Source organism: Sphingorhabdus sp. Alg231-15, from assembly GCF_900149705.1.
GTDB lineage: Bacteria > Pseudomonadota > Alphaproteobacteria > Sphingomonadales > Sphingomonadaceae > Parasphingorhabdus.
This window is the reverse complement of record NZ_LT703001.1, coordinates 2,176,607-2,202,815: the sequence shown is the minus strand read 5'-3', so window position 1 is coordinate 2,202,815 and position 26,209 is coordinate 2,176,607. Positions and strand designations below refer to the sequence as shown.

The 26,209-nt window shown below is 53.7% G+C and carries 27 protein-coding genes and 1 tRNA gene; 19 read left to right on the top strand and 9 right to left on the bottom strand.

The annotated features are described in order from the left end of the window. Positions 1 to 52: 52 nt before the first annotated feature. Positions 53 to 865, bottom strand: a complete 813-nt coding sequence (locus tag DG177_RS10815) for an amidohydrolase family protein (RefSeq protein ID WP_108811486.1) — start codon at positions 863 to 865, stop codon at positions 53 to 55. 79 nt (positions 866 to 944) lie between these two features. On the opposite strand from DG177_RS10815, the gene DG177_RS10810 reads away from it, so the two are divergent. From DG177_RS10810 to DG177_RS10780, 7 genes are all read left to right on the top strand, one after another. Continuing rightward, the gene (locus DG177_RS10810; protein WP_108811485.1) at positions 945 to 1,373 is read left to right on the top strand and encodes a MarR family transcriptional regulator; all 429 of its coding nucleotides are present in this window, start codon (positions 945 to 947) and stop codon (positions 1,371 to 1,373) included. Between the two features lie 31 nt (positions 1,374 to 1,404). Continuing rightward, positions 1,405 to 1,785, top strand: coding sequence for a nuclear transport factor 2 family protein (locus DG177_RS10805; RefSeq protein ID WP_108811484.1), 381 nt, complete (start codon positions 1,405 to 1,407; stop codon positions 1,783 to 1,785). 83 nt (positions 1,786 to 1,868) lie between these two features. After that, positions 1,869 to 2,642, top strand: coding sequence for an SDR family NAD(P)-dependent oxidoreductase (locus DG177_RS10800; protein ID WP_108811483.1), 774 nt, complete (start codon positions 1,869 to 1,871; stop codon positions 2,640 to 2,642). Between the two features lie 83 nt (positions 2,643 to 2,725). Next, positions 2,726 to 3,658 (top strand): NmrA family NAD(P)-binding protein, encoded by a 933-nt coding sequence (locus DG177_RS10795; RefSeq protein ID WP_108811482.1) that lies wholly within the window; start codon positions 2,726 to 2,728, stop codon positions 3,656 to 3,658. Between the two features lie 5 nt (positions 3,659 to 3,663). After that, positions 3,664 to 4,431, top strand: a complete 768-nt coding sequence (locus DG177_RS10790) for a glucose 1-dehydrogenase (RefSeq protein WP_108811481.1) — start codon at positions 3,664 to 3,666, stop codon at positions 4,429 to 4,431. A gap of 69 nt (positions 4,432 to 4,500) precedes the next feature. Next, positions 4,501 to 5,055, top strand: a complete 555-nt coding sequence (locus tag DG177_RS10785; RefSeq protein WP_108811480.1) for a sigma-70 family RNA polymerase sigma factor — start codon at positions 4,501 to 4,503, stop codon at positions 5,053 to 5,055. Positions 5,056 to 5,064: 9 nt separating this feature from the next. Beyond that, a complete protein-coding gene (locus tag DG177_RS10780) occupies positions 5,065 to 5,442 on the top strand; it encodes a DUF6768 family protein (RefSeq protein WP_108811479.1) in 378 nt (125 codons plus the stop codon). A gap of 6 nt (positions 5,443 to 5,448) precedes the next feature. Here DG177_RS10780 and DG177_RS10775 read toward each other — a convergent pair whose 3' ends face one another. The 4 genes from DG177_RS10775 to DG177_RS10760 all read right to left on the bottom strand — a co-directional run bounded on the left by DG177_RS10775 (position 5,449) and on the right by DG177_RS10760 (position 10,351). Further along, a complete protein-coding gene (locus DG177_RS10775) occupies positions 5,449 to 6,459 on the bottom strand; it encodes a HupE/UreJ family protein (RefSeq protein WP_108811478.1) in 1,011 nt (336 codons plus the stop codon). A 1-nt stretch (position 6,460) separates the two neighbouring features. Continuing rightward, positions 6,461 to 7,282, bottom strand: a complete 822-nt coding sequence (locus DG177_RS10770) for a peptidyl-prolyl cis-trans isomerase (protein ID WP_108811477.1) — start codon at positions 7,280 to 7,282, stop codon at positions 6,461 to 6,463. 48 nt (positions 7,283 to 7,330) lie between these two features. Then, complete coding sequence (locus DG177_RS10765; RefSeq protein ID WP_108811476.1) at positions 7,331 to 9,232, bottom strand: DUF3604 domain-containing protein; 1,902 nt, start codon at positions 9,230 to 9,232, stop codon at positions 7,331 to 7,333. A 132-nt stretch (positions 9,233 to 9,364) separates the two neighbouring features. Continuing rightward, positions 9,365 to 10,351, bottom strand: coding sequence for a TauD/TfdA dioxygenase family protein (locus DG177_RS10760; protein WP_337658736.1), 987 nt, complete (start codon positions 10,349 to 10,351; stop codon positions 9,365 to 9,367). Positions 10,352 to 10,376: 25 nt separating this feature from the next. On the opposite strand from DG177_RS10760, the gene acs reads away from it, so the two are divergent. The 12 genes from acs (at position 10,377) to DG177_RS10700 (ending at position 22,036) form a co-directional block, all read left to right on the top strand. After that, positions 10,377 to 12,314 (top strand): acetate--CoA ligase, encoded by a 1,938-nt coding sequence (acs, locus tag DG177_RS10755; protein ID WP_108811475.1) that lies wholly within the window; start codon positions 10,377 to 10,379, stop codon positions 12,312 to 12,314. An 89-nt stretch (positions 12,315 to 12,403) separates the two neighbouring features. Next, positions 12,404 to 14,239, top strand: a complete 1,836-nt coding sequence (locus tag DG177_RS10750; protein ID WP_108811474.1) for a DUF885 family protein — start codon at positions 12,404 to 12,406, stop codon at positions 14,237 to 14,239. A gap of 269 nt (positions 14,240 to 14,508) precedes the next feature. Beyond that, positions 14,509 to 15,351, top strand: a complete 843-nt coding sequence (locus DG177_RS10745; RefSeq protein WP_108811473.1) for a DUF6597 domain-containing transcriptional factor — start codon at positions 14,509 to 14,511, stop codon at positions 15,349 to 15,351. An 80-nt stretch (positions 15,352 to 15,431) separates the two neighbouring features. Further along, the gene (locus DG177_RS10740) at positions 15,432 to 15,890 is read left to right on the top strand and encodes an SUF system Fe-S cluster assembly regulator (RefSeq protein WP_108811472.1); all 459 of its coding nucleotides are present in this window, start codon (positions 15,432 to 15,434) and stop codon (positions 15,888 to 15,890) included. 47 nt (positions 15,891 to 15,937) lie between these two features. Continuing rightward, positions 15,938 to 17,398: a Fe-S cluster assembly protein SufB gene (sufB, locus tag DG177_RS10735; RefSeq protein ID WP_108812926.1), complete on the top strand. Its 1,461-nt coding sequence runs from the start codon at positions 15,938 to 15,940 to the stop codon at positions 17,396 to 17,398. 176 nt (positions 17,399 to 17,574) lie between these two features. Further along, on the top strand, positions 17,575 to 18,318 hold the full coding sequence (sufC, locus tag DG177_RS10730) for a Fe-S cluster assembly ATPase SufC (protein WP_108811471.1): 744 nt from the start codon (positions 17,575 to 17,577) through the stop codon (positions 18,316 to 18,318). Beyond that, positions 18,315 to 18,653, top strand: coding sequence for a hypothetical protein (locus DG177_RS10725; RefSeq protein ID WP_108811470.1), 339 nt, complete (start codon positions 18,315 to 18,317; stop codon positions 18,651 to 18,653). The genes sufC and DG177_RS10725 overlap by 4 nt, the downstream gene beginning before the upstream one ends. Next, positions 18,653 to 19,411 (top strand): SufD family Fe-S cluster assembly protein, encoded by a 759-nt coding sequence (locus DG177_RS10720; RefSeq protein ID WP_108811469.1) that lies wholly within the window; start codon positions 18,653 to 18,655, stop codon positions 19,409 to 19,411. Before DG177_RS10725 ends, DG177_RS10720 begins: the two co-directional genes overlap by 1 nt. Continuing rightward, positions 19,408 to 20,619, top strand: a complete 1,212-nt coding sequence (locus DG177_RS10715; RefSeq protein ID WP_443216417.1) for a SufS family cysteine desulfurase — start codon at positions 19,408 to 19,410, stop codon at positions 20,617 to 20,619. The genes DG177_RS10720 and DG177_RS10715 overlap by 4 nt, the downstream gene beginning before the upstream one ends. Before the next feature lie 9 nt (positions 20,620 to 20,628). Then, entirely contained in the window at positions 20,629 to 21,162 is a 534-nt protein-coding gene (locus tag DG177_RS10710) for an SUF system Fe-S cluster assembly protein (RefSeq protein WP_108811468.1), read from the top strand. After that, a complete protein-coding gene (locus tag DG177_RS10705) occupies positions 21,159 to 21,671 on the top strand; it encodes a GNAT family N-acetyltransferase (RefSeq protein ID WP_108811467.1) in 513 nt (170 codons plus the stop codon). Before DG177_RS10710 ends, DG177_RS10705 begins: the two co-directional genes overlap by 4 nt. Before the next feature lie 2 nt (positions 21,672 to 21,673). After that, positions 21,674 to 22,036, top strand: a complete 363-nt coding sequence (locus tag DG177_RS10700) for an iron-sulfur cluster assembly accessory protein (RefSeq protein WP_108811466.1) — start codon at positions 21,674 to 21,676, stop codon at positions 22,034 to 22,036. Positions 22,037 to 22,082: 46 nt separating this feature from the next. Here the strand turns inward: DG177_RS10700 and DG177_RS10695 are convergent, their stop codons facing one another. The 4 genes from DG177_RS10695 to DG177_RS10670 form a co-directional block, all read right to left on the bottom strand. Then, positions 22,083 to 23,237, bottom strand: coding sequence for a slipin family protein (locus DG177_RS10695; RefSeq protein ID WP_337659030.1), 1,155 nt, complete (start codon positions 23,235 to 23,237; stop codon positions 22,083 to 22,085). A 457-nt stretch (positions 23,238 to 23,694) separates the two neighbouring features. Then, positions 23,695 to 23,768: transfer RNA gene (locus DG177_RS10680), tRNA-Leu, on the bottom strand. A gap of 289 nt (positions 23,769 to 24,057) precedes the next feature. Then, positions 24,058 to 25,071: a cupin-like domain-containing protein gene (locus tag DG177_RS10675; RefSeq protein ID WP_108811464.1), complete on the bottom strand. Its 1,014-nt coding sequence runs from the start codon at positions 25,069 to 25,071 to the stop codon at positions 24,058 to 24,060. 96 nt (positions 25,072 to 25,167) lie between these two features. Continuing rightward, positions 25,168 to 26,190 carry an energy transducer TonB gene (locus DG177_RS10670; RefSeq protein ID WP_108811463.1) on the bottom strand — a complete coding sequence of 341 codons (1,023 nt, stop codon included), beginning with the start codon at positions 26,188 to 26,190 and terminating at the stop codon, positions 25,168 to 25,170. Positions 26,191 to 26,209: the final 19 nt, after the last annotated feature.

Genomic DNA, 26,209 nt, shown 5'->3' with positions numbered 1-26,209 from the left:
GCATTCGCAAGTCTTTGAATCTCTAGTCCGCAGCTATCGCAGAACTTAGCGGCTAGAGATTGAAGGCCCGGCTGGCATTGCCAAACAGAAAGGCGTCCTCCTGTTCTGGTGTAAGGTCTAGCTGATCCAAGTGATGCAGACATTGCTGTGGAGACAACATCGGCCAGTTTGTTCCAAACATCACCCGCTTGGATCCGATTCCCTTCATGTAGTTCACAAAGTCGGTCGGAAGACGGTGAACGGCATATGCTGATGTGTCGACATGGAAATTGGGAAACTTGATGGTTAGGGAAATCAGTTCGTCAATCCACGGAAACCCGACATGGCCGGCTACAACGACCAGTTCTGGAAAGTCCAGCAGGACATCTTCGAGATAAGGGATGGGACGACCTGTTTCTGAGCGCAGCAGAGGTCCGGTGTGCCCGATTTGCGTGCAAAACGGGACGCCAAGATCGACACAGGCGGCATAAACCGGATAGTATCGGCGATCATTGGGCGGAAGATCCCAGAGCCAGGGAACCACACGTACGCCGACAAATTTTTCTCCATCCACCCATTTGCGAATTTCCCGGACCGCCTGCATCGGATTGCTGAGGTCAACTGTTGCAAGCCCGCGGAATCGATCTGGCGCGCTATCGATTTGATCATTCACTTCTTCATTGCTGATCAGTGACCCTTGCGGACCATGCCATGCCGACAACAGGGAAATATCTACCGCCACCGCATCCATCGCCTGCAAAGTTGATTGCGTGGTGGGTGTCAAGGGATCGCCTGCCTGACCTGTCCATCTCAACAAGGTTTCCAGCCAGGGGGCTTTGGCCATGCGCTCGGTTGTCATCTGCGACCAGACATCTATCGCGCCCATTTCAATCTCCTCTTGTAATAATACTACACATATGTAGTAATTGCATATCAATAGGATTGTCAATATCGAAGGACCTTGCATGTCGGCGTCGGAACATCGTCTCTATTTCATGCTGCAGCGCGTTGCGCATCGCTTGAAAAAAAGTACAGACGCTGCGCTCAAGCAAACGGCGGGACTGACGACGGCGCAAGCAGCTGCGTTATCCATCATTGCCAAGAACGGACCCGTGACCCAGCGCTTTGTGGCGGACAAGCTTTCTCAACGGGAAAGTGCAGTCATGACTATGGCAAACCGTCTATTGGCTGCTGACTATATTAGCAGAAAGCGATCAGCCTCCGACGGCAGGGCTTGGGAACTGGCGGTTACGCCAAAAGGATCGACTGCGCTTAGCGATATCAGCGCTCCATTTGGCGAGATTAATGCGCTTATCGATGAAAGTCTCTCGACCGACGAGATTAAAAAATTGGCAGGGAGCCTCGGAAAGATACTGGCCGCTCTCGATGAATAGCGAAAATTTGGAATGAGAGGAGAGAAATGCAATGCCCAGCCGCAAGCGTGTTGAACAATTTGTAGATGCCGTTGTCCATGGTGACCACGCCAAGGCAATTGAAGATTTTTATCATGCCGACGCCTCTATGCAGGAAAATCTGGCGCCACCGCGCCGTAGCCGAGAAAATCTCGTCGCGCATGAGAAGCGAGCGCTTGCCAATCTTCAGGAGATGAAGACTCATCCCCCGGAAACGATACTGGTCGATGGCGATAATGTGGTGATCGTCTGGACGTTCGATGCCACCGATAAAAATGGTGTGACGCGCCGGCTACATGAAATCACACACCAGATCTGGTCTGCCGACCACATCTTGCAAGAGCGCTTCGTCTATGACAGCGCAACCGCCTGGCAGATTGTCGAAAAGGATTGATCACAAAAGATAATCACAGCCTGTCTATTTGAGAAACCTTCGCCTAACGTCCTTCAAAATAGATTGAACAGGACATTATATTCATGAATCTCAAAGACAAAATCATCGTGATCACGGGTGCTGCGAGCGGCATTGGCGCAGCGATGGCGCGGCGCTTCTCAGAAGTGGGCGCGAAGCATGTCATATGTGCAGACCGGGATCTGGCCGGTGCACAGACAGTAGCAGCGGACATTGGCGGAACGGCAATACAGACCGATGTCTCTTCCGAGGCCGACATTGCGTCCCTGATCGAGACCGTGGAGAATGACATCGGCCCCATCGACCTTTTTGTCTCCAACGCTGGCATCATCATGGAAGGCGGTGTCGAAGTCGCTGACGACGGCTGGCAGAAAATATGGGATATTAACGTCCTCGCGCACATACGTGCTGCCCGCATTTTGGTTCCAAAAATGTTGGCGCGTGGTGGTGGGTACATCTTGAGCACGGCCTCTGCGGCTGGGCTTCTGGCCCAAATCGGTTCTGCTCCCTATTCGGTTACCAAACATGCGGCCGTCAGTTTTGCTGAGTGGCTGGCAATAACCCATGGCGACGATGGACTGAAGGTCTCGGTACTGTGTCCGCAAGGCGTAGCAACTGCGATGACGGCGGATATTGACACCTCGACCGTGGCGAAAGACGGCATGCTGTCCGCCGAAGCGGTGGCGCAGATCACGCTGGAAGCCATTGAAGAAGAACGCTTCTTGATAATGCCGCACCCGCAAGTGGCTGACTATATCAAGCAAAAGGGCAGCGATCCGGAGCGTTGGATTACCGGTATGCAGCGCTGGCAGAAGATGCTGAACGAGCAAGCCTCCTAACAAAAATGCCCTGATAAAATGGAGCATTGGGCACTAGTGCCTGTGCGATTAGCCTCCTTTCCAAATATAAAGGAGGATTCGAGATGGCATTGGTATCAGTGGTCGGCGCAACCGGGCGTCAAGGTTTGGCACAAATCAGGCAGTTGGGCGCAACGGGCCACAAGGTGCGGGCATTGTCCCGCAGCGAAACCCCTGATCTGGGCGGCAGCAATGTTGCCGATGAAGCGCGGATTTTCGATCTTTATGATGAGGATACCTGGGTACCGGCTTTTGAAGGTTCTGACGCGGTATTCTATACCCATCCGCTGCAAGCGAGGGAAGATCGGGCAACGCTGACCGGGCGGGTTGCTGAAGCGGTTCAAAAAGCGGGCGGAAAGCGCTTTATCTGGAACACTTCGAGCTGGATCCCGGAGCGCCCGGGCGATCCATTTACATATGGCAATAACACAATCGCGGTAAACTCGATCTTCCGCTCGGGTGTGCCGGCGACGGTATTCGGATCAGTCCTTTTCATGGACAATCTCCTGACCAACTGGGCGCGGCCGTTCATCGTCGACGAAAGCCGATATGTCTATCCGCATGAGGCGCATCTGGAAGCCAACTGGATCAGTCTGGATGATGTCGGCAAATGTATGGTCGCCGCTATGGACCGCCCTGACTTTGAAGGATCATGGCTGAACATCGGCGGACCGCAACGCATCAAACCGCCGCAGGTGGCCGAGATATTGTCGAAAGTTTTCGGCCGTGAGATCAAATATGATCCTTGCACACCGACAGAATTTGGTGACCTGCTAGTCGGCGCATTCGGTGACGACGTTCCGGAAGAAAATCGTGAAACCATGTCTGCCGGCATTGCTGCCTTCTACGAATATAACAACAAGGCAGAGACCAAGCCATTCTGGGTCAATACCGATTTCGTGCAACAACGCCTGCCCGAGGTAGAGTTTGAAACGCTCGAACAATGGGCCGCGCGGCAGGACTGGTCGGATAGCGCCCACAGACCGCCAGCAGGCTGAAGTAAATGACCAAACGATTGGAAGGCAAGGTAGCGCTGGTCACAGGCGGCGCGTCTCGGCCGGGCATTGGTGCTGCCATCGCGGAGCGGCTGGCCGAAGAAGATGCGATCATTGTGCTCAGCGATGTCGATCATCCCGGCGTTGAAGAAACCGCATCGTTGATCCGCGAAAAAGGAGGCATTGTAACGGCAGTCAAGCAGGATGTTACATCGCAGCAGGATTGGGAAAAAGTGACGGCGGCTGTACTGGCCGAGCATGGACGACTGGATGTGCTGGTCAATAATGCCGGTATCCTGGATGTTGCTGCCATTCACAGTGACAATGCCATACCCGCGCTTCGTCGGCAGTTTGAAGTGAATGTCGAAGGCAGCTTCATGGGAACGCAAGCGGCTGTTGCGGCAATGCGTCAATCCGGTGGAGGATCGATTATCAATCTGTCTTCGGTTGCCGGACTGGTCGGTTTTCGCGGCAGCGCCAGCTATGCTGCATCAAAAGGTGCCGTGAAGCTGTTCAGCAAATCGGTGGCGCTGGAAGTGGCGGCAGAGAATATTCGGGTCAATACCGTTCACCCGGGCATCATCCGCACCAATATGCAAAGCGCTGGTGCAGATACAAATTCGGATAATTACCAAGCGATAGAGGCAGCGATCCCGGCGGGCAGGTTGGGCGAGCCGAGAGACATTGCGAATTGCGTATTATTTCTAGCATCGGATGAATCGACCTATGTAACCGGTGCCGAATTTGTTGTCGACGGTGGTTATACAGCGCAATAGCGCAAAAAATTTTCGCTCAGTTGAACCTTTTGGCGCTTTGCTCCGACTATAGGAGTAAAGGCCATTGGGATGTCTATGCGCTACAGCGATACCGATCGAATTTATGACGAGTTGTTGCTGACCCGGATTCAGGCCGGAGATCGGCGTGCGGGCGAGCGATTGGCAGCGCGATGGCATCCCCGTTTGATGCGGACAGCCTATCGGCTATTGCGCGATGAAGAACAGGCGCGGGTCGCCGTGCAGGAAGCATGGAGCGGTATTTGCAGAGGCTGGATCGGCCTTCGTGATCCATCACGGTTTCCCGCCTGGGCCTATAAGATATTACATCGCAAATGCGCTGACCGGATTCGTAAGGTTCAGAAGTATCGAGGCACTTACGATAGCGATGTCACTGATGCCGAGATATCGCTGCCACCGTCTGCTGAGAACAGGGTTTCAATCGATCAGGCCTTTGGCCGACTTAGTGACGATCATCGGTTTGTTGCAACGCTCTATTTCAGTGAAGGTTTGACCTTGGCGGAAATCGCGACAGCGACCGGAACGGCTTTGGGCACAGCAAAATCACGCCTTTTCCATGCCCGCCGCCATCTCAAGATGGCATTGAGCGAAGATAGTGACGAATAAGGAGAATATATGATGACAAAATTTGATGACGATCTGGGCGCCAGCCTTAGCGCCGATGACAAGGCCTTTTTGCAAGACCTGGAAAATGGTCGCGGCCTTTTCGACCAGTTGGGCGCAACTTTTCAGGGACCGATGCGTTTCTGGACCTATCTGGCGGGTGTGTACGCCTTTGCCTTCTTCTTGTTGGCTGTTTTCTGTGGGTGGCAGGCCATCGAGGCGCAGGCGTTGCGTGATACTGTCTTGTGGTCGGCTGGCTGCGTGATTGCATTTATTGCGCTTGGTTTGCTGAAAATGTGGTTGTTCGATCGAATGAGCACATTGAGCCTGCTGGGTGAAATGAAGAAAATTCAGTTGCGTTTGGCACAATTGGAGATTGATCGCCGCTAAACTGTATCAAGCGACCATGCGTTCGATGAACCAATAGGTGGCGATGATGCCAATGGCATAAGAGGTTGCTGTCTTGACCGGCTGTAACCATGACCGCTGAAAGTGGCGGATTAATCGGAGGAGCGCAAAGGCGATTGCGACGATGATCAACTGACCAATTTCGACACCCAGATTGAAAGTCAGCAATGCCATCGGGACATCATCCTGTGGCAGTCCGATTTCGGCCAGGGCTCCTGCAAACCCGAACCCGTGCAGCAGCCCGAACAGAAAAGCGACGATCCACGGGAAACGTTCTGACAGGCGGGGTCCGTGGATATCATGATTGCGTTGTGCTTTGACAATCTCGACCGCCAGAAAAACAATCGACAAGGCAATGATCGCTTCAACTGGCTGCGAGGGCAGGGACAGGTAGCCGAGCGTGGAGCCGATTAGGGTTATGCTGTGCGCGATGGTGAAGGCGGTAACTGTTTTTGCAACGAGCCATCCGCCTTTCAGTAAAAGGACAAGTGCCAGGACGAACAGAAGATGGTCAAAGCCGAGTACGATATGCTCGATACCGATGATGGTATAGGTCCACGCGACATTAGCAATTTCATCTTTTTGTGCGATTGTTGCGACGGGGGCCTTGGGTGTTAGTCGAAGGGTTTGTGTTTCCTCGCCAATCGGTGCGATCCTCACCAGAGCATCGGTGGTGCTGAGTTCCAGGCCTTTTAATCCAACAGTCTCACCGGCTATCGACCCCGTGCATTTGAGGGATAGGGTGGTGATGACATTGGTTGCCGCAAATCTCTTTTCCGTTTCACCGATTTGAGCGCAATTGCCGGGCAAAATTATCTCGCCCGATCGGCCCAGCCGCGATCGCTCAGATGCTTTCCACAACAGATGCCAATCGTTTTCAGATTGCTGGGTCAGTTCGACATAGGCTGGACGCAGTTCATCAGCGCTGGCCGGCGAAACAGAGACTAGTGTGCAGATTACAAGCGCCAGAGCAGAGAGACAAAACTTCATGGGCGACATGTCATCGGCGCCCGACAACCGTCACATCATATTGCTCTTGATATCTGTTCAATCTGGCCTTTTCCTGGGTCTCAGTTTGCGCCGCACGCCAGTCATTGGTGACGCGTTGGCGAACATCTTCAAGGCTGGCTGCTTTACCTGGCTTCTTGTCAGTGATCTTGACCAGGTGCAGGCCGAATCCCGATAGGACAGGTCCTTGCCAGCTATCGGTTTCCAGACCGGTCAGGGAACTTGCGAATTTCTCACCAAACTGACGGGATATATCTGCAGTGTCGGCTCCGCGCAGTTGACCGGGTAGCGAAATCGGTCGCCCAGCATCGTCAGGTTGAACTATGCCTTGGTTCAAATCGTCTACCAGCTGGGCGATACGTGCATCATCGCGCATGCCAGGTTGCCCAAGATAAATTTGTTCCAGATCGTAGAGCGAAGACTGCGCATATTTTTTCGGATGTTCATCCAGCCATTTCTGCAAAACCGCATCGGTTGGCTCCGTGGTCAGCATCTCCTCATTGTCGAGGAACCGCATTTTTGTGAACAAGCGGCGACGGATAACGGGATCATTGCGATCAAGTCCAAGTCGCAAGGCCTCGCGATAATAGATTTCTTCCCTGATTTCCCGATCGATCAACCCATCCAGTTCAGACTGAGTGGGTGCGCGCCGGAAATTTTGCACCCAGCCCGCTTTTATCCGCTTGATATCGGTCTCACTGATGGTGATCTCATAATCGGCCGGATCGCGATTCGATCCCGTGGCCCAGAAAAATGCAAAAACCAGCAATGCCCCGCCCAGAAAATGGACCAGAGGCTCTTTCAGCAATTTCATCTCTGCATGATACTCCTGATTTGCCGCGCAGGTCGCGCAACCATATTGTCAACTTGTTGAAGCGCTAGGTGTGTACCAGATCGGCGACGAATAGGCCCGTTCCTGCTGGATTTTTATGACATCGTCCGGCAGTGTGAGGCCGAATTTTAACGCATCATAAACCGGCCATGTTGGCGTTGGTATCTCGAGCACACGCACATAGTAAAATGCATTTTGCTGCGCATCGAAATCGGGATCTTGCCACCATGTGATGAGCTCCGGTGCGCCGATACTATTTTCCCAGGTGCCCTTGGTCAGATCCACAGTATTGCCGACCGTGGTCAGCTTTCCGTCTGCGCCCACCGTGCGGTCATCAGGGCTGCTCCAGCTGACATTGTAGATTTTCTCCTGGGATTCCCCGCTGGCGTCGATCCATCCTTTGACCACCTGAATCCGGTCAAGATTGGCGCTTTCAGGGTCCATCAGAGCAGAAATGAGGAAGCTGGGGACCTTCCCGTCTCCACCCGTGAGATCGCCTCCCATCGGGACGCCCTTGGCATAGCCGGTTTTGACCAGATCACCGGTGTCGCCTTCGGCAAAGTCAAAACCGCCAAAGAAACGCACCTGCATACGCGGACCAGTTGTTGCATAAACTTCGCGGCGCATCATCGCATCAAAAATCGCTTCACGCGTGTTACTGGTTGCCCAGACCGCTGCATAGCCACTCGACAGATAGTGCCAGCCAAACCGGCCTCTGCGTGTGCCCAGATTTTGCGGCGCCATTGCGCGGTCTTTATTGTTGATCTCGTTGCCGCTGTGCTTGCCGTAAAAATTATCCTCGTCGGCTGTGGCCAGCGAGGTATGGCTGTCGGTTGAACCGATCATGCCAAACTTGAATGGATTAGCGCCCATTTTCTGTGTGAATTCCAGGCCGCGCTTCAAGGCTTCACGAGCATAGCTGCCGCCGTAGCTTTCCGGAGGCATATCCTTGCCGCAGCTCAGATTGCATTTGTCCCAGCCGGCATCGCCATAATTGGCAAATTCATCATTGGGAGAGAGGAATGGATGGCTTTCACTGTCGCCCTTAATCTGGGTGACCTCGACAATTGGCTCGCGCAGAGCGCGCGTTTTAATATAGGCTTCATCGATTGGACTGCCGTCCAGCTTGTTCATCGCAAACATGCGGCCGTTCGACACATTGCTGTTATGCGGGATCGCGAGGACTTTTCCGCCCGTGCTTTTTTCATAGGCCGCCATATAGGCCCAAAGCTGTTCCGGATCGCCGGCGTCAAAGCTGGCGAAGGGAAGCATGGTGCTAGTCTTGTCGGCACCGTCACGGAACATAACCACGCGATGCAGATTATCTCCGCCGGGCATGGGCGTATATTCAAAGCCATGAAAAGCGGTAAACTTGCCGGGCTCGTTATACTCATCCAGCGTCTCGCCATGTTCTGTCCACAACGATGTGATCCGATCCGCGGATTCTTCCGGGTCGAAAAGACCTTCGGGCAAGGTTCCAGCAGCTGCGCCGTCGATGAGTTCAGCCGTGACCGCCAGTGAACCTTCGTCGCTTTCGTGCATCATATCATACCAGCGGAGCAAGAAATCATTGCCTAAAAGTGCAATGCGCGGCGCTTCATAAAGCGCCTTGGTCGCACCCACGGCATCGCTATGGTCCGCGATAACCAGAAAGTCGAGAGGGCGGGAGAGCTTGGCCTTTTCGCCCTTGGTTGCAGTCACCTCCTCGCCTTTGGCGAAGCGCAACGCTGCCTCGGCATCGAGCCGGTTGCCAAATCCAAATGCGTCAATACTGTTGTCGGTGTGGAGATGGGTGTCGCCCCAGAATACCTGTTCGGGATATTCGGTGTTGGTGACGTCGGCATCCGAGCCACCGGATCCACCGTCTTGGCTGCATCCTGAAATGGCCAATGCTGCTGAGCAGACCGCGAGTAAAAGTGCTTTGCGCATCATAGTTTCCCTCATCCTGTGGTGGGAAAACTATCGGTCATGGGGTCATCGCGCAAGGGTTACGTGACTAGCCATTTTATCAGACCGATTCCGTAGCGTCATCGCAACGGCACGCCAGGGCAGGCCGGTTTGTCGCTAGTGATCAGCAGAAAAATAAGGCCGATCGCCGGCGATTGTGGCGCGCTCCATGACGCGGCGGGCCGGGAAATAATCGGATGCAGCAAAATGCTGCGACGCGCGGTTGTCCCAAAATGCGATGGCGCCTTTGGTCCATTTGAATCGGCACTGAATCTCGGGATTGGCGGCTGTCGCATAGAGTTTTTTTAGCAGTTCTTGGCTGTCATCTGCATCCATGCCTACAATATGGCTGGTAAAGGCACTGTTGACATAAAGACTTCGCAATCCGGTTTCCGGATGGGTGCGCACCACGGGATGTTCCTGTGGTGGATATTGATCATGCAGCTCTTCCGGTTTTTTGTTGAGGCGCTTGGCGAACACTCTGGCAATATCATGCACCGCCGTCATGCCGGTAATATGTTCGCGGACATCTTGCGGTAGTTTTTCATAAGCGAGGTTCATATTGGCGAATAGCGTATCCCCGCCAACTGGCGGTATTTCGAGAGCGCTCAATACCGATCCCAGCGATGGTTTGGTACGCCAGGTGACATCACTGTGCCACATATTTTCCTGGCCCTTGCTTTTTGCGCCATGTTCAATGCGCAAAATTTCCGGATTGGGTTGATCCTTTGGTGTGGCGGGATGGATTTCCAGGGCCCCAAAACTTTTAGCAAAATGCAGCAGCTGTTCCCGATTGAGATTCTGGTCACGAAAGAAAATGACCTTATTGTCGAGAAGAGTTTGCCGGATGTCAGCGATAATTTCGGCTGACAGGGGTTCAGACAGATTAATGCCGGAGAGTTCTGCACCGATAGCCGGGGTCAACGGATGGATTTCAAAAGCGCTATCAATACCGGATGTTTGTGCTGCGCTTGCCATGCCAACTCCTCCACAGTGCGTTTCATTGTTGGTCTTTGCTAGCATGATTGGCTGTGCAATCGCTACCATTAGATCATATTGCTCAAAATAGCTTTCAAGGGCTTCAGATATCTTGCTAGTGATCACAAAACATTCCGCAGGAGAGCAGATAATGAGCGATATGATTCAGCCTGATCACAAGGCGACCAGCAACACCAATGCGAGCTCGTCTGACTATGAGGCTCTCTACTCTGAAAGCCTGTCGGACCCTGATGGATTTTGGTCCAAGCAGGCGGAGCGTCTGGAATGGACGCAGGTGCCAAGCACGATTTCGAACTGGTCTTACGATCCTGTATCGATCAAGTGGTTTGAAGATGGTGTGCTGAACATTTGTCACAATGCAGTGGATCGGCATGTCGCAGCGGGCCGAGGGGATGTCACGGCGTTGATCTTTGAGCCTGACGATCCTGCTGGCAATAGCCGGAAGCTGACCTATGCCGAACTGCTGGCGGAAGTGGTCAAGATGGCCGGCGCCCTGAAGAAGCTGGGCGTACAGAAAGGCGACCGGGTGACCATTTACATGCCGATGATTGTCGAGGGTGCGGTGGCGATGCTGGCTTGCGCCCGCATTGGTGCGATCCACTCGGTCGTGTTTGGCGGTTTTTCTCCCGAAGCGTTGGCTGGACGCATTGAAGATTGCGAGAGTAAGTTTGTGGTGTGCGCTGATGCGGGGCTGCGTGGAGGCAAGGCTGTGCCCCTGAAGAGCAATGTCGATGCGGCGCTCGAGAAGGATGGCACGGACGTTGATGCGGTGTTGGTGATAAACCATACAGGCAGTGATATCGTGATGAAAGAAGGGCGCGATCACTGGTATCATGAAGTTGCAGCGGATGTGCCCACAACATGTCCGTGCGAACCCATGAATGCGGAAGACCCTCTGTTCATTCTCTATACTTCGGGCTCAACTGGCAAGCCCAAGGGCGTGCTCCATACCACTGGTGGCTATGCAGTCTGGGTGGCCACGACCTTCCACTATGTTTTTGACTATAAGCCGGGTGAGGTCTTCTGGTGTTCAGCCGATATTGGCTGGGTAACCGGACATAGCTACATAGTATATGGTCCACTTATAAATGGCGCGACCGAGGTGATGTTCGAAGGCGTACCCAACTATCCCGATCATGGCCGTTTTTGGCAAGTGGTCGCCAAGCACAAGGTCAATATCTTCTATACTGCGCCAACGGCAATCCGTGCCTTGATGCGCGAAGGCGACGAGCCGGTCAAAGCGCATGACCGTTCTTCCATTCGCTTGCTGGGCACGGTGGGCGAACCGATAAACCCGGAAGCCTGGCGCTGGTATTATGATGTTGTGGGCGAAGCCAAGTCGCCGATTATCGATACCTGGTGGCAGACCGAGACCGGTGGCGTAATGATCACGACATTGCCCGGTGCCCACGGCATGAAGCCGGGCAGTGCCGGCAAGCCGTTCTTTGGTATCCAGCCGCAGTTGGTTGATGGTGAAGGCGCAGTGCTGGATGGGGCGACCGTCGGCAATCTGTGCATCACAGCGAGCTGGCCAGGCCAGGCACGTAGTGTTTACGGAGACCATGATCGCTTCATCCAGACCTATTTTTCGACCTACAAGGGCAAATATTTTACGGGTGATGGCTGTCGGCGAGACGATGATGACTATTACTGGATTACCGGCCGAGTCGATGATGTGATTAATGTCTCCGGCCATCGCATGGGTACGGCAGAAGTGGAAAGTGCGCTGGTCTCGCACCCCAAGGTCGCCGAGGCGGCTGTGGTTGGTTATCCGCACGACATAAAGGGCCAGGGCATATATTGTTATGTGACGCTTAATGTTGGTGAAGAATCCAGCGATGCGTTTGCCGCGGAACTCAGGAACCATGTTCGTACCGAGATTGGTCCCATTGCCACCCCTGACCATCTCCACTTTACGCCCGGCCTTCCTAAAACCCGCTCCGGCAAAATCATGCGGCGCATCTTGCGCAAAATTGCCGAAAATGACTTTGCCAATTTGGGAGATACTTCCACGCTCGCAGATCCGACGGTCGTCGATACGCTTGTTGACGGAAGGATGAACAAATAGGCCTTCGGGACTTTGTAATAAAATTACGTGGATTGTTTACGGCGCGAAAACGACCTGATACCAGTGCGATAACCATAAAGGGAATCGCAATGACCAAATATGTCCTCCTCGCTACCACTGTCATGCTAGCGGCCTGTTCATCGCAAAGTGATACCGTTGCTAGCGCGAGTGCCACTCCTCCGGAAACGCAGGCCCAACAGGTTGATGTTGATAGTGATGTCAATGCGCGCCTGTCTGCTTTTTTCGACGACTATGACCAGATTGAGCTAGCCAACTCGCCAATCTCGAAATCCTTCCGCGGCATCAAGGATGCGGATTATAGCAAGTTGGATGATCCAAGTGATGTCGCCGAGGTTGAGCAATATGAGCGCGGCCAGGAAGCGTTGGTCGTGATGGAAGCGGAATTTGACGAGAGTCGGCTCAACGACGCCAGCAAACTCAGTTATCGGTTGTTTCAAGCCCGAGCCGCGCGCTCGAAAGAAGCATTTCCGTTTCGCCGGAACAGCTATATTTTCGATCAGATGAACGGAGCGCAGAGCCAGATTCCCGCGTTCATGATCAATATACACCGCGTTACCAACAAGGCGGACGCTGAAGCTTATGTGGGCCGGCTAAATGCGTCGGGACCTTTTTTTGAATCGCTGGTCACACAATCGGCAGAGCGCGCAAATGACGGCGTTATCGTTCCGGACTGGGTTTTCCCCTATGTGATCAATGATGCCAAAAATGTCATCAGCGGCGCGCCGTTTGAATCGGGTGAGGATTCCCCCATTTACGCTGATTTGAAAAAGAAAGTGAATGCGCTTTCCATTCCAGATGCCGAGAAAGCAGATCTGATTACAAGAGGCCGTCAGGCGCTGACGGGCAGCCTTGCTCCGGCCTATCAGAAACTCATCGCCGAGATGGAGCGTCAACAGAAAATGGCGGTTGATGGTGATGGTGTCTGGCGGTTCAAGGATGGAAAGGCTTATTATGCCGAGCGTCTGAAAAACTATACGACAACTGATTTGACGGCTGATGAGATTCATCAAATCGGCCTCGACAATGTTGCGCGTATCCACGGCGAAATGCGCAAGATCATGGCTAAGGTTGGTTTTGAAGGGAGTTTGCAGGACTTTTTCACGCATCTCAGAACCAGCGATCAATATTTCCACACCAGCCGGGAAGATTATCTCGCGGAGGCCAATGCCAAGTTGGCGGAGATGGAAAAAGAGTTGCCGAAATTCTTCAATACATTGCCGAAGGCCCCTTTCGTCATCAAACCTGTGGAGGCTTTTCGTGAAAAATCCGCTGGCAAGGCCTTTTATCAGCGACCTGCGCCGGACGGATCACGGCCGGGCACTTATTATGTCAATCTCTATGATTTGAAAGGCATGTCGAAGACCGAGCTGGAGGCGCTGGCTTATCATGAGGCGCTGCCGGGCCACCATTTGCAATTGGCGATTCAGACCGAATTGGGTGATCTCCCTGCATTCCGCAAATTTGGCGGTGTCACAGCTTATTCGGAAGGTTGGGGCCTTTATACCGAGGAGCTCGGCAAGGATATGGGCTTTTACACGGACCCTTATTCCGACTTTGGCCGTCTTGGCATGGAGCTATGGCGCGCTTGTCGTCTGGTGGTTGATACCGGCATCCATGACAAACGCTGGAGCCGCGAAAAAGCGATCAAATATTTGACCGATAACACCCCCAATCCCGAAAGTGATATTCGCAAAGCGATAGAGCGGTATATTGTCTATCCTGGTCAAGCGACGGCCTATATGATCGGCAAGCTCAAAATCATGGAATTGCGCGCCAAATCGCAGAAAGAGCTGGGCGATAAATTTACCATGGGTGATTTCCATGACGTAATTTTGCGCAGCGGCCCGGTTCCCCTGAATATCATGGAAGAGCGGGTCAATAACTGGATTGCCGCATCACGCTGACACATAAATTACTGCGTTATTGGCCGTAACTGTCAACAATCACAAAAAAAATGTCGATTTTGTCCAATCTCGGCAGAGGGTTTTGTGTGCATGGAAATCAAGCGACCCTAAGAATTCTGACTGCGGTGATTCCGCAGAAAGGGCTTCTTTTCCTTAATGGCCTGGCTATTTTATTAGCCAGGCCAGTTTTTTTTCCTATTTTTTTTGGTTATAAGCGTGCAACCAATGGAATGCCGGTTTGCCCCCGAGCCGGTTAAAAGGGGTTCGCTTTGGTCAGTTTGAGATATTTCGCTCCTGCAGAAGATGTTCGGGACCTGGTCTCGGTCTACTATCTTTTTGAAGTTGAGCATCCGAGATTTTCGGACAATGAACGTGCCGCCATTGCACAGTTGCGTTTCCTATTGGAAGGCACAGCCGATCTTGGTTTTGCCAACGGAAAAACCTATCCGGCTAAGGATAGCATGTTGGTCGGCCCATCCACTGGTGCCATGCATTTTGATGTGAAAGGGCCTTTTCGGATGTTTGGCGTCGGCCTTTTGCCCGCGGGCTGGGCAGCGCTGACCAAGAAATCTGCGGCAGATTTCGCTGATAAAGCGGTGCCGGCAGGGAAAATTTTCACCAATGAAATTGACAAAAGCCTGGAACTGTTGCGCGGCTGTGATGATGCGGACGGGATGACCGCCTGGGCCGACCGGATTTTTCGGGATCTGCGGCACCGCGTCAAACCGGAGGTACAGCAATTTACCCATATGGTTGATGATTGGTTGTCATCCGAACCATCTCCTCCGGTCAGCGCGCTGATGGAGCGATCGGATCAGAGCTCCCGACAAGTATTGCGGACAGTCAACAAGCTCTATGGCATGGCACCCAAATATCTTGCGCGTAAGTATCGCGCCTTGCGCGCTGCACGGGCCTATGCCGAACAAAATGAAGATGAACTGCTGGCCCTCGAGGACGCATTTTACGATCAGTCTCACATGATTCGCGAGATAAAGTTTTTTGCGGGCACCACGCCGACCAAGTTGCGGGTGGCCGAAGGGGAAACCGCCAAGCTGATCGACCAGCGCGGCCTGTTAAAAGGGCATATTCCCCCTCTCACTTCTGATACCTAATGCTCGGCAGGAGTTGCATTCCATCATAAATACGACTAAATAAGTCGTATTTAGAGAATCACAGGATTTTGAGACGTTTCATGCGGCTTTCCAGCCTTGCCGACTATGCTGTTGTCATAATGTCCGCTGCCTCGCGGCACTGCGGTGCTGCGCTGTTGGCAGAGGGCAAGATGAACGCATCGACCTTGTCACAGGAAACCGGTGTTCCGTTGCCAACAACGCAAAAACTTGTCAGCCGCCTGTCGGCCGCCGGATTGATCGAATCGACCCGCGGCATCGGCGGTGGGATCAGGCTGGCGCGGCCTCCGGCATCGATCAGCCTTGCCGATATTGTTGAGGCCGTTGAAGGGCCGCTGGCCATTACCTGCTGCACCATTGAAGGCAATCATGACTGCGCGCTGGAAGATAATTGTACGGTTAAGCCGCATTGGGGCGTAGTGAACCAGGCGATCCGCAAAGCACTGGATGATGTGAGCCTGGCAAGCCTTTCGGAATTCCCCGCCACACAGAAAATAAAATCTATGGAACAAGCGTTATGAGCGAAGAAGTGAAAACGGATCTCCAGGAGCAGGACGAGCGCGCGGCAATGAACGCCGAAGCCCAAGCGGCTGTGGACAATGCCAGCAATTATGAATTTGGTTGGTCGTCCGACATCGAGCAGGATTTTGCTCCCAAGGGCCTGAACGAAGATACGGTGCGCTTCATTTCCGACAAGAAAGGCGAGCCGCAATGGATGCTGGACTGGCGCCTCAAGGCTTTTCGCATGTGGGAAACCATGGAAAGTCCGGATTGGGCGAAGCTCGACATCCCGATGATCGATTATCAGGATGCTTATTACTATGCCGAGCCCAAGGCGAAGCCGAAGCTGAACAGCCTCGATGAGGTCGATCCCGAAATCCTGCGCGTGTACGAGAAACTCGGCATTCCAATTGAAGAGCAGAAAGTCCTCGCCGGCGTCGAAGGCGCACGCAAGGTCGCTGTGGATGCCGTATTTGACAGTGTATCGGTGGCGACCACTTTCCGTGAAGAGCTGGAAGAAGCGGGTGTGATCTTCCGTTCCATTTCCGAAGCAATCAAGGAATATCCCGATCTGGTCCGCAAATATCTCGGCAAGGTCGTGCCGATGAAGGATAATTACTTCGCGACGCTCAATTGCGCCGTGTTTAGCGATGGGACCTTTGTTTATATTCCCAAGGGCGTTCGCTGCCCGATGGAGCTTTCCACCTATTTCCGGATCAATGCGGAAAATACCGGCCAGTTTGAGCGCACATTGATCGTCGCCGATGAAGGCAGCTATGTATCATATCTCGAAGGCTGTACCGCGCCGATGCGTGATGAAAACCAGCTGCATGCCGCGGTCGTCGAGCTTGTCGCGATGGATGATGCAGAGATTAAATATAGTACTGTGCAAAACTGGTATCCCGGCGATGAAGACGGCAAGGGCGGGATTTACAATTTTGTGACCAAGCGTGGTCTGTGCCAGGGCAAGAACAGTAAAATCTCCTGGACCCAGGTCGAGACCGGCAGCGCGGTGACCTGGAAATATCCCAGCTGCGTCTTGAACGGTGAAAATAGTGTGGGCGAATTTTACTCGGTCGCTTTGACCAATAACTATCAGCAGGCCGATACCGGCACCAAGATGATCCACAATGGCAAGAACAGCCGTTCAACGATTATCTCGAAGGGTATCAGCGCCGGTAAGTCCGACAACACCTATCGCGGTCTGGTCCGCGTCGGCGCGAATGCAGAAAATGTCCGCAATTTCACGCAATGTGACTCGCTGCTGCTCGGCGACACCTGTGGCGCACATACCGTGCCCTATATCGAGGTAAAAAACCCGACCGCGCAGATAGAGCATGAGGCCACAACCTCCAAGATTAGCGATGACCAGATGTTCTACGCCCAGCAACGCGGGCTGGACGAGGAAGAAGCGGTATCGCTGATCGTCAATGGCTTTGCCAAGGATGTGCTGAAACAATTGCCGATGGAATTTGCGGTGGAAGCGCAGAAGCTGCTGGCGATTTCGCTTGAGGGGTCGGTTGGATAGTGATGACCGAACCTAGCACCAGCGTATATGGTGAAACGCACTCAACCCCCTCGTCCAAAGGTGAAGGACTTATGAAAGCGTGTGTACAATGAGTTGGCCACATATTTTGATTGCTGGATTGGTGCCGATGGTGATCGGATTGACAGCTATGTACCTGAGGAAAAGAAACGGAAAAAATGCTAAAAATTGAAAACCTCCACGCCAATGCAGGCGATACAGAAATCCTCAAAGGGCTTTCGCTCGAACTCAATGCGGGTGAAATCCATGCGATCATGGGCCCCAATGGCGCGGGTAAGTCGACGCTGTCTTATGCGCTGGGAGGACGGCCCGGTTATGAGATCACCTCTGGAAGTGTGAACTTTGACGGACAGGACTTGCTGGAACTCGATCCGCATGAACGTGCTGCAGCGGGCATTTTCCTCGGCTTCCAATATCCGGTTGAAATTCCTGGTGTGTCCAACCTGCAGTTCCTCCGCGAAAGCCTCAACAGCCAGCGCAAGTCGCGCGGTGAGGAACCGCTTTCCGGTGCGGAATTCATCAAGCTGGCCAAGGAAAAGGCCGGCCTGCTGAAAATGGACATGGATATGCTCAAGCGTGCGGTCAATGTCGGCTTTTCCGGAGGCGAAAAGAAGCGCAACGAGATGGTGCAGATGGGGATTATTGATCCCAAGCTCGCGATTCTCGACGAGACGGATAGCGGCCTCGACATTGATGCGCTGCGCGTCGTCGGGTCCGGCATTAACGCGATTATGCGCAAGCCGGACAAGGCGGTCTTGCTGATCACGCACTATCAACGCCTGCTCGATTTGGTGAAGCCGGATTATGTCCATGTGCTTGCAGGTGGCCGGATCGTCAAAACCGGTGGGCCGGAGCTTGCATTGCAGCTCGAAGAAGAAGGCTATGAGGCGGTGGCCGCATGATTTTGACTATTCTCTTGCTGGCAGCAGTGCAACCGGTTGCGCCTTCGGTCGAGGATGAGGCGGCCGAGAATGGGGCGGTCGAGGATGAGATTGTCGTCATTGGACGGCGATTGAACAGTATATCGGCGATGGTTGGCAAAGACCAAAAAGGGCGTTTCACCTGCTCGCTCGACAAGTCTTCCGGCAATGTCAATTTGGATAAACGGCTTTGCAAAACAACTGTGCGCTGCATCCGCGATGGTGCGACGGGCGACAGCGGCATCAAGGCCTGTGTTGAGGCAGAAAAACCCAAGCTAATGGCCAAGCTGCGCCGCGAATTGGAAGGTTCCCGATAATGTCAGCAACACTTCCTCTCCCCACCAAGCGTGATGAAGCCTGGCGCTATGCCGATCTGAAGGCGCTGGAACCGGTCTGGCCAAAGCTGGACGGGCCCGAAAAGGTGACAGTTGCGGATGGCGAAACGGCTTCCCGCCAAATTACCACGCTACCGATTATCGATGATGTCGGAATAGTTGATCTCGACATCAGCATTGGTGACAATGCAACCTTCGCCTTGCATGTGCTGGCCAGTGCCGCCGATTATGGCCGGATTCAGGTCAAAGTCACATTAGGCAAGGGCGCGCATTTTGAATTGGGCGGTGCGATATTGGGCAGCGGAACGCAGACGCTGGAAATTGTCACGGAGACCATTCACGCGGAGCCCAATGCAACCTCCAATCAGGTCGTGCGCTCGGTGCTGGCAGGCAAAGCTACTGGCAGTTTTCTCGGTCGGATCAATGTTGTGCGCGATGCCCAAAAAACGGACGCGGCTCAGTCGGTCAAAGCCATGTTGCTCGACCGCACCGCGACCGCCAATGCCAAGCCAGAGCTGGAGATCTTTGCCGACGATGTGAAATGTGCCCATGGCGCAACCGTTGGTGAACTCGACAAGCAGGCGCTTTTCTATATGGCGTCGCGCGGATTGCCGCCGGAACTGGCCCAGAAATTAATGCTGCAGGCGTTTATCGCCGATGCCTTTGTAAGCATGGAAGACGATGCAGCCCGCGAGGCGATTGAGAGCAAGGCGCTTGAAGCGCTGGAGCGGTTGTCATGAACGAAATGTCTGCCATCAAGACAAGGTATCGCGCCGACTTTCCCGGGATCGCCGGTGATTGGCATTATCTCGACACGGCTGCCACGGCGCAAAAACCGAAGGCGGTGCTTGATGCGATCGCGCGCGCCTATGGTCCGGACTACGCAACCGTCCATCGCGGCGTGTATGAACGCTCGGCCAATATGACGCTTGCTTATGAAGCGGCACGCAAACGGTTGGCCGGTTTCCTGAATGCGGCCAGTGAGAATGAAATTGTCTTCACCAGCGGCGCGACCGACAGCATCAATCTGGTCGCTGAAAGCTGGGGCAATGCGAATGTCGGCAAAGATGACCGGATCATGCTGTCGCAGCTGGAGCATCACAGCAATATCGTGCCGTGGCAATTGCTCGCAGAGCGAGTCGGAGCGCATATCGATGTCGCTCCGCTCACCGACGATGGCCAGGTTGATCTCGATTGGATCGAAGTCAATCTGACCGAGCAGCATAAGCTGGTCGCCTTGGCTCATGTGTCCAATGTATTGGGATCATTGCTCGACGCCAAAAGGGCGGCGGTCATCGCTCATAAAGTCGGCGCAAAACTGTTGCTTGACGGCTGTCAGGCGGCACCGCGATTGCCCGTTGATGTGCAAGATATGGGTTGTGATTTTTATGTCTTTTCCGGGCATAAAATCTATGGCCCAACCGGCATCGGAGCGCTCTGGGCGCCCTATGAGATTCTTGACGCCATGCTCCCATGGAAGGGTGGCGGCTCGATGATTGACCGGGTGAGCTTTGACGGCACCAGCTATGCGTCGCCGCCGGGTCGCTTCGAAGCGGGCACCCCACATATTGCAGGCGTTGTCGGTCTTGATACCGCAATCCAATATGTTGAAGCCATTGGACTGGATGTTATCTCCGCCCACGAAAACGCAACGCTTGCCAGTGCGCGTGAAGCATTGTCGGGAATCAACAGCGTGCGCGTTTTTGGCCCTGAAAAGAGCATGGGCATATTGAGTTTCGCCATAGGAGACGTGCATCCGCATGACGTCGCCACCATATTGGATGAGGGAGGTGTTGCGATTCGTGCGGGTCATCATTGTGCACAGCCGCTGATGGACTATCTCGGTGTGCCGGCAACGGCGCGAGCCAGCTTTGGAATTTACAGCGATGCAGAAGATGTCGCAGCCCTAGTCAAGGGTATCGAACGGGTGAGAAAGATTTTCGGGTAGGGAAAGACAATGAACGAAGAACGCAAAATATTGGTCGAAGAAGTCGACAGCGTCGAAAAGCCGCCTTTGGCAAAGGTCGAAGATGCGGTTGAAGATGCCCCCGCAGAAAAGCCTGCACCGGTTATGGCGCCGTCGCCCTATGAAGCGGAAAGCGATGCCAGCAAACTGAATCGCAAACGCGACTATCTCGAGGGCTTTCTGGCGCAGCAGCCGACCGGCACACCGGCTGGTGAAGCGGGCGGCGATCTCTATGAAGCGGTGGTCGATACCTTGAAGTCGATTTATGACCCTGAGATTCCGGTGAACATCTATGATCTTGGCTTGATCTATGGTGTCGAGATTACCCCAGACAATCACGCCATTGTCACCATGACCCTGACCACGCCGCATTGCCCGGTGGCTGAATCCATGCCCGGTGAAATCGAAATGCAAGTCGGCAGCGTGCCTGGCGTCGGCCATAGCGAAGTGAACCTCGTCTGGGACCCGCCATGGGACCCCCAGAAGATGAGCGACGAAGCGAAGCTCGAACTGGGAATGCTATGACGGCAACGGCAACTCTTTCCAACGCATCAGCGGCCACCGTCATTCGCGCGGACTATGCCGATGCAGATCACGCGGCAGATATTGTCGCGATGCTGCGTGTCTATGCGATGGATCCGATGGGCGGCGGTGCAGATCTGTCCCCGGAAGTGCAGGAAAATCTAGTGCCCGGACTAGCCGCGACACCAGCGGCCTCTTCCTTGCTCGCCTATGTTGGTGGCGAGGTCGCGGGGCTTGCCAATCTGATGACGACATTTTCATCCTTTGGCGCAAAGCCATTGATTAACATTCATGATATAGTGGTGACCAAAGAGCATCGCGGCAGCGGCGTCGGGCGCGCGCTGTTCGCGGAAATTGAAACCATCGCCCAAGAAGCCGGCGCCTGCAAAGTCACTCTGGAAGTGCTGGAAGGCAACGCACCGGCAAAGGCGCTCTACGCGTCATTGGGCTATGGCGACTATGTGCTCGATCCTGAAATGGGCAGAGCATTGTTTTGGCAGAAAAGGCTTTAGATATGACCGATACACAAACCAAAACCAGAGAAATTCCGGCGGCAATCATCCTGACGCCTGCCGCAGAGCAACGCGTCGCCGACCTGATGGCGAAAGCACCGGATGACGTCATCGGCGTGAAACTATCTACTCCGCGCAGAGGTTGTTCAGGCCTCGCTTACTCGGTCGACTATGTTACCGAGGAAGTGAAATTTGACGAGAAGATCGTTACTCCCGGCGGCGTGTTCTATGTCGATGGCCCAAGCGTATTATATCTCGTCGGCTCGACCATGGACTGGCAGGAAGATGATTTCACCGCCGGCTTCGTGTTTAACAACCCCAATAGCAAAGGCGATTGCGGGTGCGGGGAATCGTTCACCGTATAAACGAAAAGGGCGCGATATTGCTACCGCGCCCTTCCTTGGTGGCTGACTAACCGTCCGTCAATTTGACGATATCGTTCATCAAACCGCTGGTGCCGTTGTTGACCGTCAACCGGTCCACTTTTCCGGCAATGCTTTCCAGAGCTTCGAGCTCTTTCAGCCGCAGCATGACCGGGTTATCGGCCATCACCTTTGCGGTGTTCAAAAGCGACCGCGTTGCGTTCGTTTCTTCCCGCCGCTTGATGACGTTAGCTTCTGCCGCTTTCTGCGCAGAAACAACCTGGTTCAAAAGCTCCCGCATTTCACCCGGCAGGATCACGTCCTTCAGGATGATCTCGGATACTTCCAGACCAATGGCCGCCATATCGCTCCGGACTTTCTGAGCCGCTTCGGCGTCAACCGTCACCTGCTTTTCGAGGATCTGGTCGAGCGTCATCGCGCCCAGCGTTTTCCGGAACGCATATTGCAGCGCCCGGTAAAGCGCATCGACAAAGTCCTTGACCTCAGTCACGGCCTTGACCGGATCAACCACCCGGTATTCCGCCGAGATGTTGATCCGCAAAGTGACGCGATCCTTGGTCAATAGCTCCTGACCGGTTACGTCGAGCGGCTGCCGCGTCAGATTAACGATCTTCACGACCACCTTTTGACCAACCATCCAGTAGCCATAGATACCAGGCGTCAATTCACCGGCAATCTGACCATCGACAGTGAGCAAGCCAATCTGGCCTTTGTCCACCTCGATGATCCGGACATTGGAAAGCAGGCTTGCCACGCCGGCTTTCATCAGCCGCTGCAGCAAAGCCGGTGCGATCACTGGATTGGTTTCCAGCGGAACGACCTCTGCTTTCCACGGACCGGCATCGGTCCAGACCGTGAGCTTGCTATCCGGTGAGAGGACGGAATGTACCCGTCCGTCGCATTCTATGACAGCAATCTCGTGCGTTCCGGTCCGGTACTGGGTCAGATGCGCATCCGCCTGATCCGGTGCTTTTTCGAAAAGCGCCTTTTCATAGGCCGAAACAAAAGCGGCACTGTTCAGCGCCATGCGCTCGATGCGCAATTGCTTCCGCCAGTTTGGCAGGACATGCTCGCCCGCTCCCAATATACCGCGTACCTCGCCTTTATAAAGCCAGATCGCCCGTTCGTTTTCATTGATGGTTACCCGTGTGCGGCCCATCAGCTTGTCAATCAAATACAACATAATACTCACTCAAATATCAGCTCACGCCAATCTCCTTCTTCATTTGCCATGGCCGGAATTGGCCATAGACTTGGTCCCGATCAAACAGGCCCCGGATAAGATCCAGGGACCGGTGGCATGCCGCGCGGCGGGCCAAGGCGGAGCGGATATTGCAGCGCGCGGGGCGGATGAGGAGGCGTTCGAAAACATCTCCTATCGACCCCGGCACAGCGCCATCATCACGCATTAGCCGAACCGTTTGGCATGGTGGCAGGCACTTTGACCTTGGCGTTTGGAAATCCGAAGATTCCCGCCCGCCGCAGACGCCGCGCCATTCACATGCCGGTCCCCGAACCCGGTATATTCTCAAACAGCATTATGAGTGCTGGGGTCTTTTTAAGACCAAGAGTGGAACAGGATTCGAACCTGTAACACCGGAATTACAATTTCCGTGCTCTCCCATTGAGCTATCCAAAGGTGCGATGAGACGAGAATCGAACTCGCTCTCCTAGCGCCTGAAGCTAGTGCTCTAACCGTATGAGCTACTCATGCAACCAATCGAGACAAAGCAGCATCCGTACATGCGGGTATCAGAGATACTCCATGCGGGCGGGCTTCATGAAACCCTGACCGTTGACGTCCGCCCCATCCACTGATCGGGGAGCGGGCCGTTAGGACGAGGTCTGAGATTTGACAATGATTTTTTCGGCCAAGAGGTGTTTTTAGCGATGAACAGAAAGATTGGCGCGATAAGTCGTATCAATTGAAACCAATTGCTTCAATCGGAACTCATTGAAATTGGGCGGAGAATCGAACAGCGGTCGTTCTCGCGACGCTATATTTAAAACTCCACCTCACTCGGATAGTCGGTATAGAAATCATTATCCACCGGGAAGTTTGTGAACGACATACCGATCGTGTGGTCGAGCGCTTCGACATGGTGCCACCAACCGACGGGCAGGAAGATCGCTTCGCCCGGGCCGATATCGCATTGCCATAGCTTTGGCGCGGCATCGCCCAGCGCGCGGATTTCTTCCGGCGCGGTCCATTCGCTGAAGCAATGCAGATGGTTGCGCATATGGGCTGTGTCATAGGCGGCGACCATGGTGACACGCTTGCGCCCGGAAATTTGCAAGAGCAGATTATTGGTCAGGTCATGGTGAAACGGCGTGATCGTACCCTTTGGCCCCATCCAGAAAAATCCGTCATTGCCGCCGCTGGCGTTGAGCAGCGAGATATCGCCAACATCCTCCCATAACGGCGCCAGCGCCTGTTTGTTGACCGTGTCATTATAGGCAGTGATGTAGAAATCATTGCTGCTTTCGGTCTGGCGCAGCAGGCCGGTAAATTCGGAAAATTTCACATGGCGCTTGTGGCGGTCCTTGGCCATTTCATAGTCATCACCAGCCAGGCGCTGGCCCTGCAGTTCAACCACCGTATCACCGATTTTGTCGGCCAGATAGTCCAGCGTCCAGCGCTGCATCGCTGGCCAGTGATCGACCAGTCCGGTCAGTTTTACCGGCAGATTGCGATGATGATAGTCGCGGAAGAACTGGTCAGGGTCGATTGTCTGGACGGTGGGAATCTCCGCCCCATCTCCCGCATCAACCCGATGCAGACGGCGATAATTGTCCATTGTCCAATGGCTTTTCTGAAGCCGGTTGCTGACCCGTTTGCCAGCATTGAAAAGCGGATCCTTCATCGCCCGTTCGGCCTCATAAGCGGCGGCTTTTTCGCTATAGCCTGCGGAGACAAAACGCTCCGCAAGCTGCGTCAAAGGCGTTCCATCGAGCAAGGCTTGCGCCAGGACTTCGCGTTTGTCGATTTTGGTTTTGGAGGAATTGGTGGCTGTCATGAAACTGCCATATCAGCGGCAGGTTTCAGAAAAAAGACGGTGGAATTCGCAATAAGCCGTTGAGCCATAGAGGTGACGCCGGGCATGGCCGGAAGATTATCTCGGAATCTGAAATTGCACTGTGCTTTGCCAGTAAGACGCAATCGGGTTCCCCTCTGCATCGAGGGCAGGAAGAAATTGCGCACGCTTCATCAAAGACTTGCATACGGCATCGTCGAAGTCTTTTGGCCGTGTGGTTTTTTGGATATGGCATCCGTTAATTTCTCCAGCGGGACCAATATCAACTCTGAATTGGACTACAGCAGGCTGCCCCCGGCTGAGCATATCCGTTGGATAATCATTAGGGATCACCCAACGGCCGGGATCACTGGCCGGCTGTGCTGTTCTGCTAAGGGTTTTGTGTTTTTCAACGTCTATGCCCCAATTGGTCATCAATTCATCAATGCAAGTGGAAAGGGCAGCAAAGGGTTTGGCCATGGAGCCCAATTCCAATTGCACGGATTGCTTAAGCGGGCGCCCGACTGTGAGATATTTTACGGCTGCTTGTCGTTCTGCGCTAACCGGTTCGACCAGGGGTTCGTAATATCGGCTACCTTGCCTAATCCTCTGTGTTGGAGCTTTGTTGGGCGCTGCGATACCTAATAACCCTTGAAAAACCAGCGCGGGCCTGTCTTCGCCTAAGCTACCAATGAAAAAATGGACATCCTGCTCTTTCTCGGACGGACCAAATTGCAGTTTTGCTGCTCGTTTATCGCTCCGCAATTTGACCGGCTTACCACCCAGGGTGAGGCGGAATCCATCACCTGGACCGAATCTGCTAAAAATTGCCAGCACATTCTTGTCTTCGGAGCCAAATTGACGGAGCAGTCGACAGCTATCATCGTCGTAACTCGCAATCCATTGAGAAGTTGGCTTGAGTATCAGGGGCTGTTTTTGCGCGACCACGGGCTGACTAAATAAAATAATAGCCGTGAAAGCGAAAACAATGAAGTATAATAATCTCGTCATGGTGAGACAATATTCGATGACCGACTTATTGCAATAATTGGTTGATTCATGGGCCAATAAAAAAACCCCAGCGCTTTCACGCCGGGGTCTTAAATTTTCAACCTCGATCAAAGTACCACTTTTATCGAAA

Excerpts from the sequence above, each read along its gene's own strand:
- DG177_RS10815 (WP_108811486.1), bottom strand. The coding sequence starts at position 865 with ATGGGCGCGATAGATGTCTGGTCGCAGATGACAACCGAGCGCATGGCC.
- DG177_RS10810 (WP_108811485.1), top strand. The coding sequence starts at position 945 with ATGTCGGCGTCGGAACATCGTCTCTATTTCATGCTGCAGCGCGTTGCG.
- DG177_RS10805 (WP_108811484.1), top strand. The coding sequence starts at position 1,405 with ATGCCCAGCCGCAAGCGTGTTGAACAATTTGTAGATGCCGTTGTCCAT.
- DG177_RS10800 (WP_108811483.1), top strand. The coding sequence starts at position 1,869 with ATGAATCTCAAAGACAAAATCATCGTGATCACGGGTGCTGCGAGCGGC.
- DG177_RS10795 (WP_108811482.1), top strand. The coding sequence starts at position 2,726 with ATGGCATTGGTATCAGTGGTCGGCGCAACCGGGCGTCAAGGTTTGGCA.
- DG177_RS10790 (WP_108811481.1), top strand. The coding sequence starts at position 3,664 with ATGACCAAACGATTGGAAGGCAAGGTAGCGCTGGTCACAGGCGGCGCG.
- DG177_RS10785 (WP_108811480.1), top strand. The coding sequence starts at position 4,501 with ATGTCTATGCGCTACAGCGATACCGATCGAATTTATGACGAGTTGTTG.
- DG177_RS10780 (WP_108811479.1), top strand. The coding sequence starts at position 5,065 with ATGATGACAAAATTTGATGACGATCTGGGCGCCAGCCTTAGCGCCGAT.
- DG177_RS10775 (WP_108811478.1), bottom strand. The coding sequence starts at position 6,459 with ATGTCGCCCATGAAGTTTTGTCTCTCTGCTCTGGCGCTTGTAATCTGC.
- DG177_RS10770 (WP_108811477.1), bottom strand. The coding sequence starts at position 7,282 with ATGAAATTGCTGAAAGAGCCTCTGGTCCATTTTCTGGGCGGGGCATTG.
- DG177_RS10765 (WP_108811476.1), bottom strand. The coding sequence starts at position 9,232 with ATGATGCGCAAAGCACTTTTACTCGCGGTCTGCTCAGCAGCATTGGCC.
- acs (WP_108811475.1), top strand. The coding sequence starts at position 10,377 with ATGAGCGATATGATTCAGCCTGATCACAAGGCGACCAGCAACACCAAT.
- DG177_RS10750 (WP_108811474.1), top strand. The coding sequence starts at position 12,404 with ATGACCAAATATGTCCTCCTCGCTACCACTGTCATGCTAGCGGCCTGT.
- DG177_RS10740 (WP_108811472.1), top strand. The coding sequence starts at position 15,432 with ATGCGGCTTTCCAGCCTTGCCGACTATGCTGTTGTCATAATGTCCGCT.
- sufB (WP_108812926.1), top strand. The coding sequence starts at position 15,938 with ATGAACGCCGAAGCCCAAGCGGCTGTGGACAATGCCAGCAATTATGAA.
- sufC (WP_108811471.1), top strand. The coding sequence starts at position 17,575 with ATGCTAAAAATTGAAAACCTCCACGCCAATGCAGGCGATACAGAAATC.
- DG177_RS10725 (WP_108811470.1), top strand. The coding sequence starts at position 18,315 with ATGATTTTGACTATTCTCTTGCTGGCAGCAGTGCAACCGGTTGCGCCT.
- DG177_RS10720 (WP_108811469.1), top strand. The coding sequence starts at position 18,653 with ATGTCAGCAACACTTCCTCTCCCCACCAAGCGTGATGAAGCCTGGCGC.
- DG177_RS10715 (WP_443216417.1), top strand. The coding sequence starts at position 19,408 with ATGAACGAAATGTCTGCCATCAAGACAAGGTATCGCGCCGACTTTCCC.
- DG177_RS10710 (WP_108811468.1), top strand. The coding sequence starts at position 20,629 with ATGAACGAAGAACGCAAAATATTGGTCGAAGAAGTCGACAGCGTCGAA.
- DG177_RS10705 (WP_108811467.1), top strand. The coding sequence starts at position 21,159 with ATGACGGCAACGGCAACTCTTTCCAACGCATCAGCGGCCACCGTCATT.
- DG177_RS10700 (WP_108811466.1), top strand. The coding sequence starts at position 21,674 with ATGACCGATACACAAACCAAAACCAGAGAAATTCCGGCGGCAATCATC.
- DG177_RS10695 (WP_337659030.1), bottom strand. The coding sequence starts at position 23,237 with ATGTTGTATTTGATTGACAAGCTGATGGGCCGCACACGGGTAACCATC.
- DG177_RS10675 (WP_108811464.1), bottom strand. The coding sequence starts at position 25,071 with ATGACAGCCACCAATTCCTCCAAAACCAAAATCGACAAACGCGAAGTC.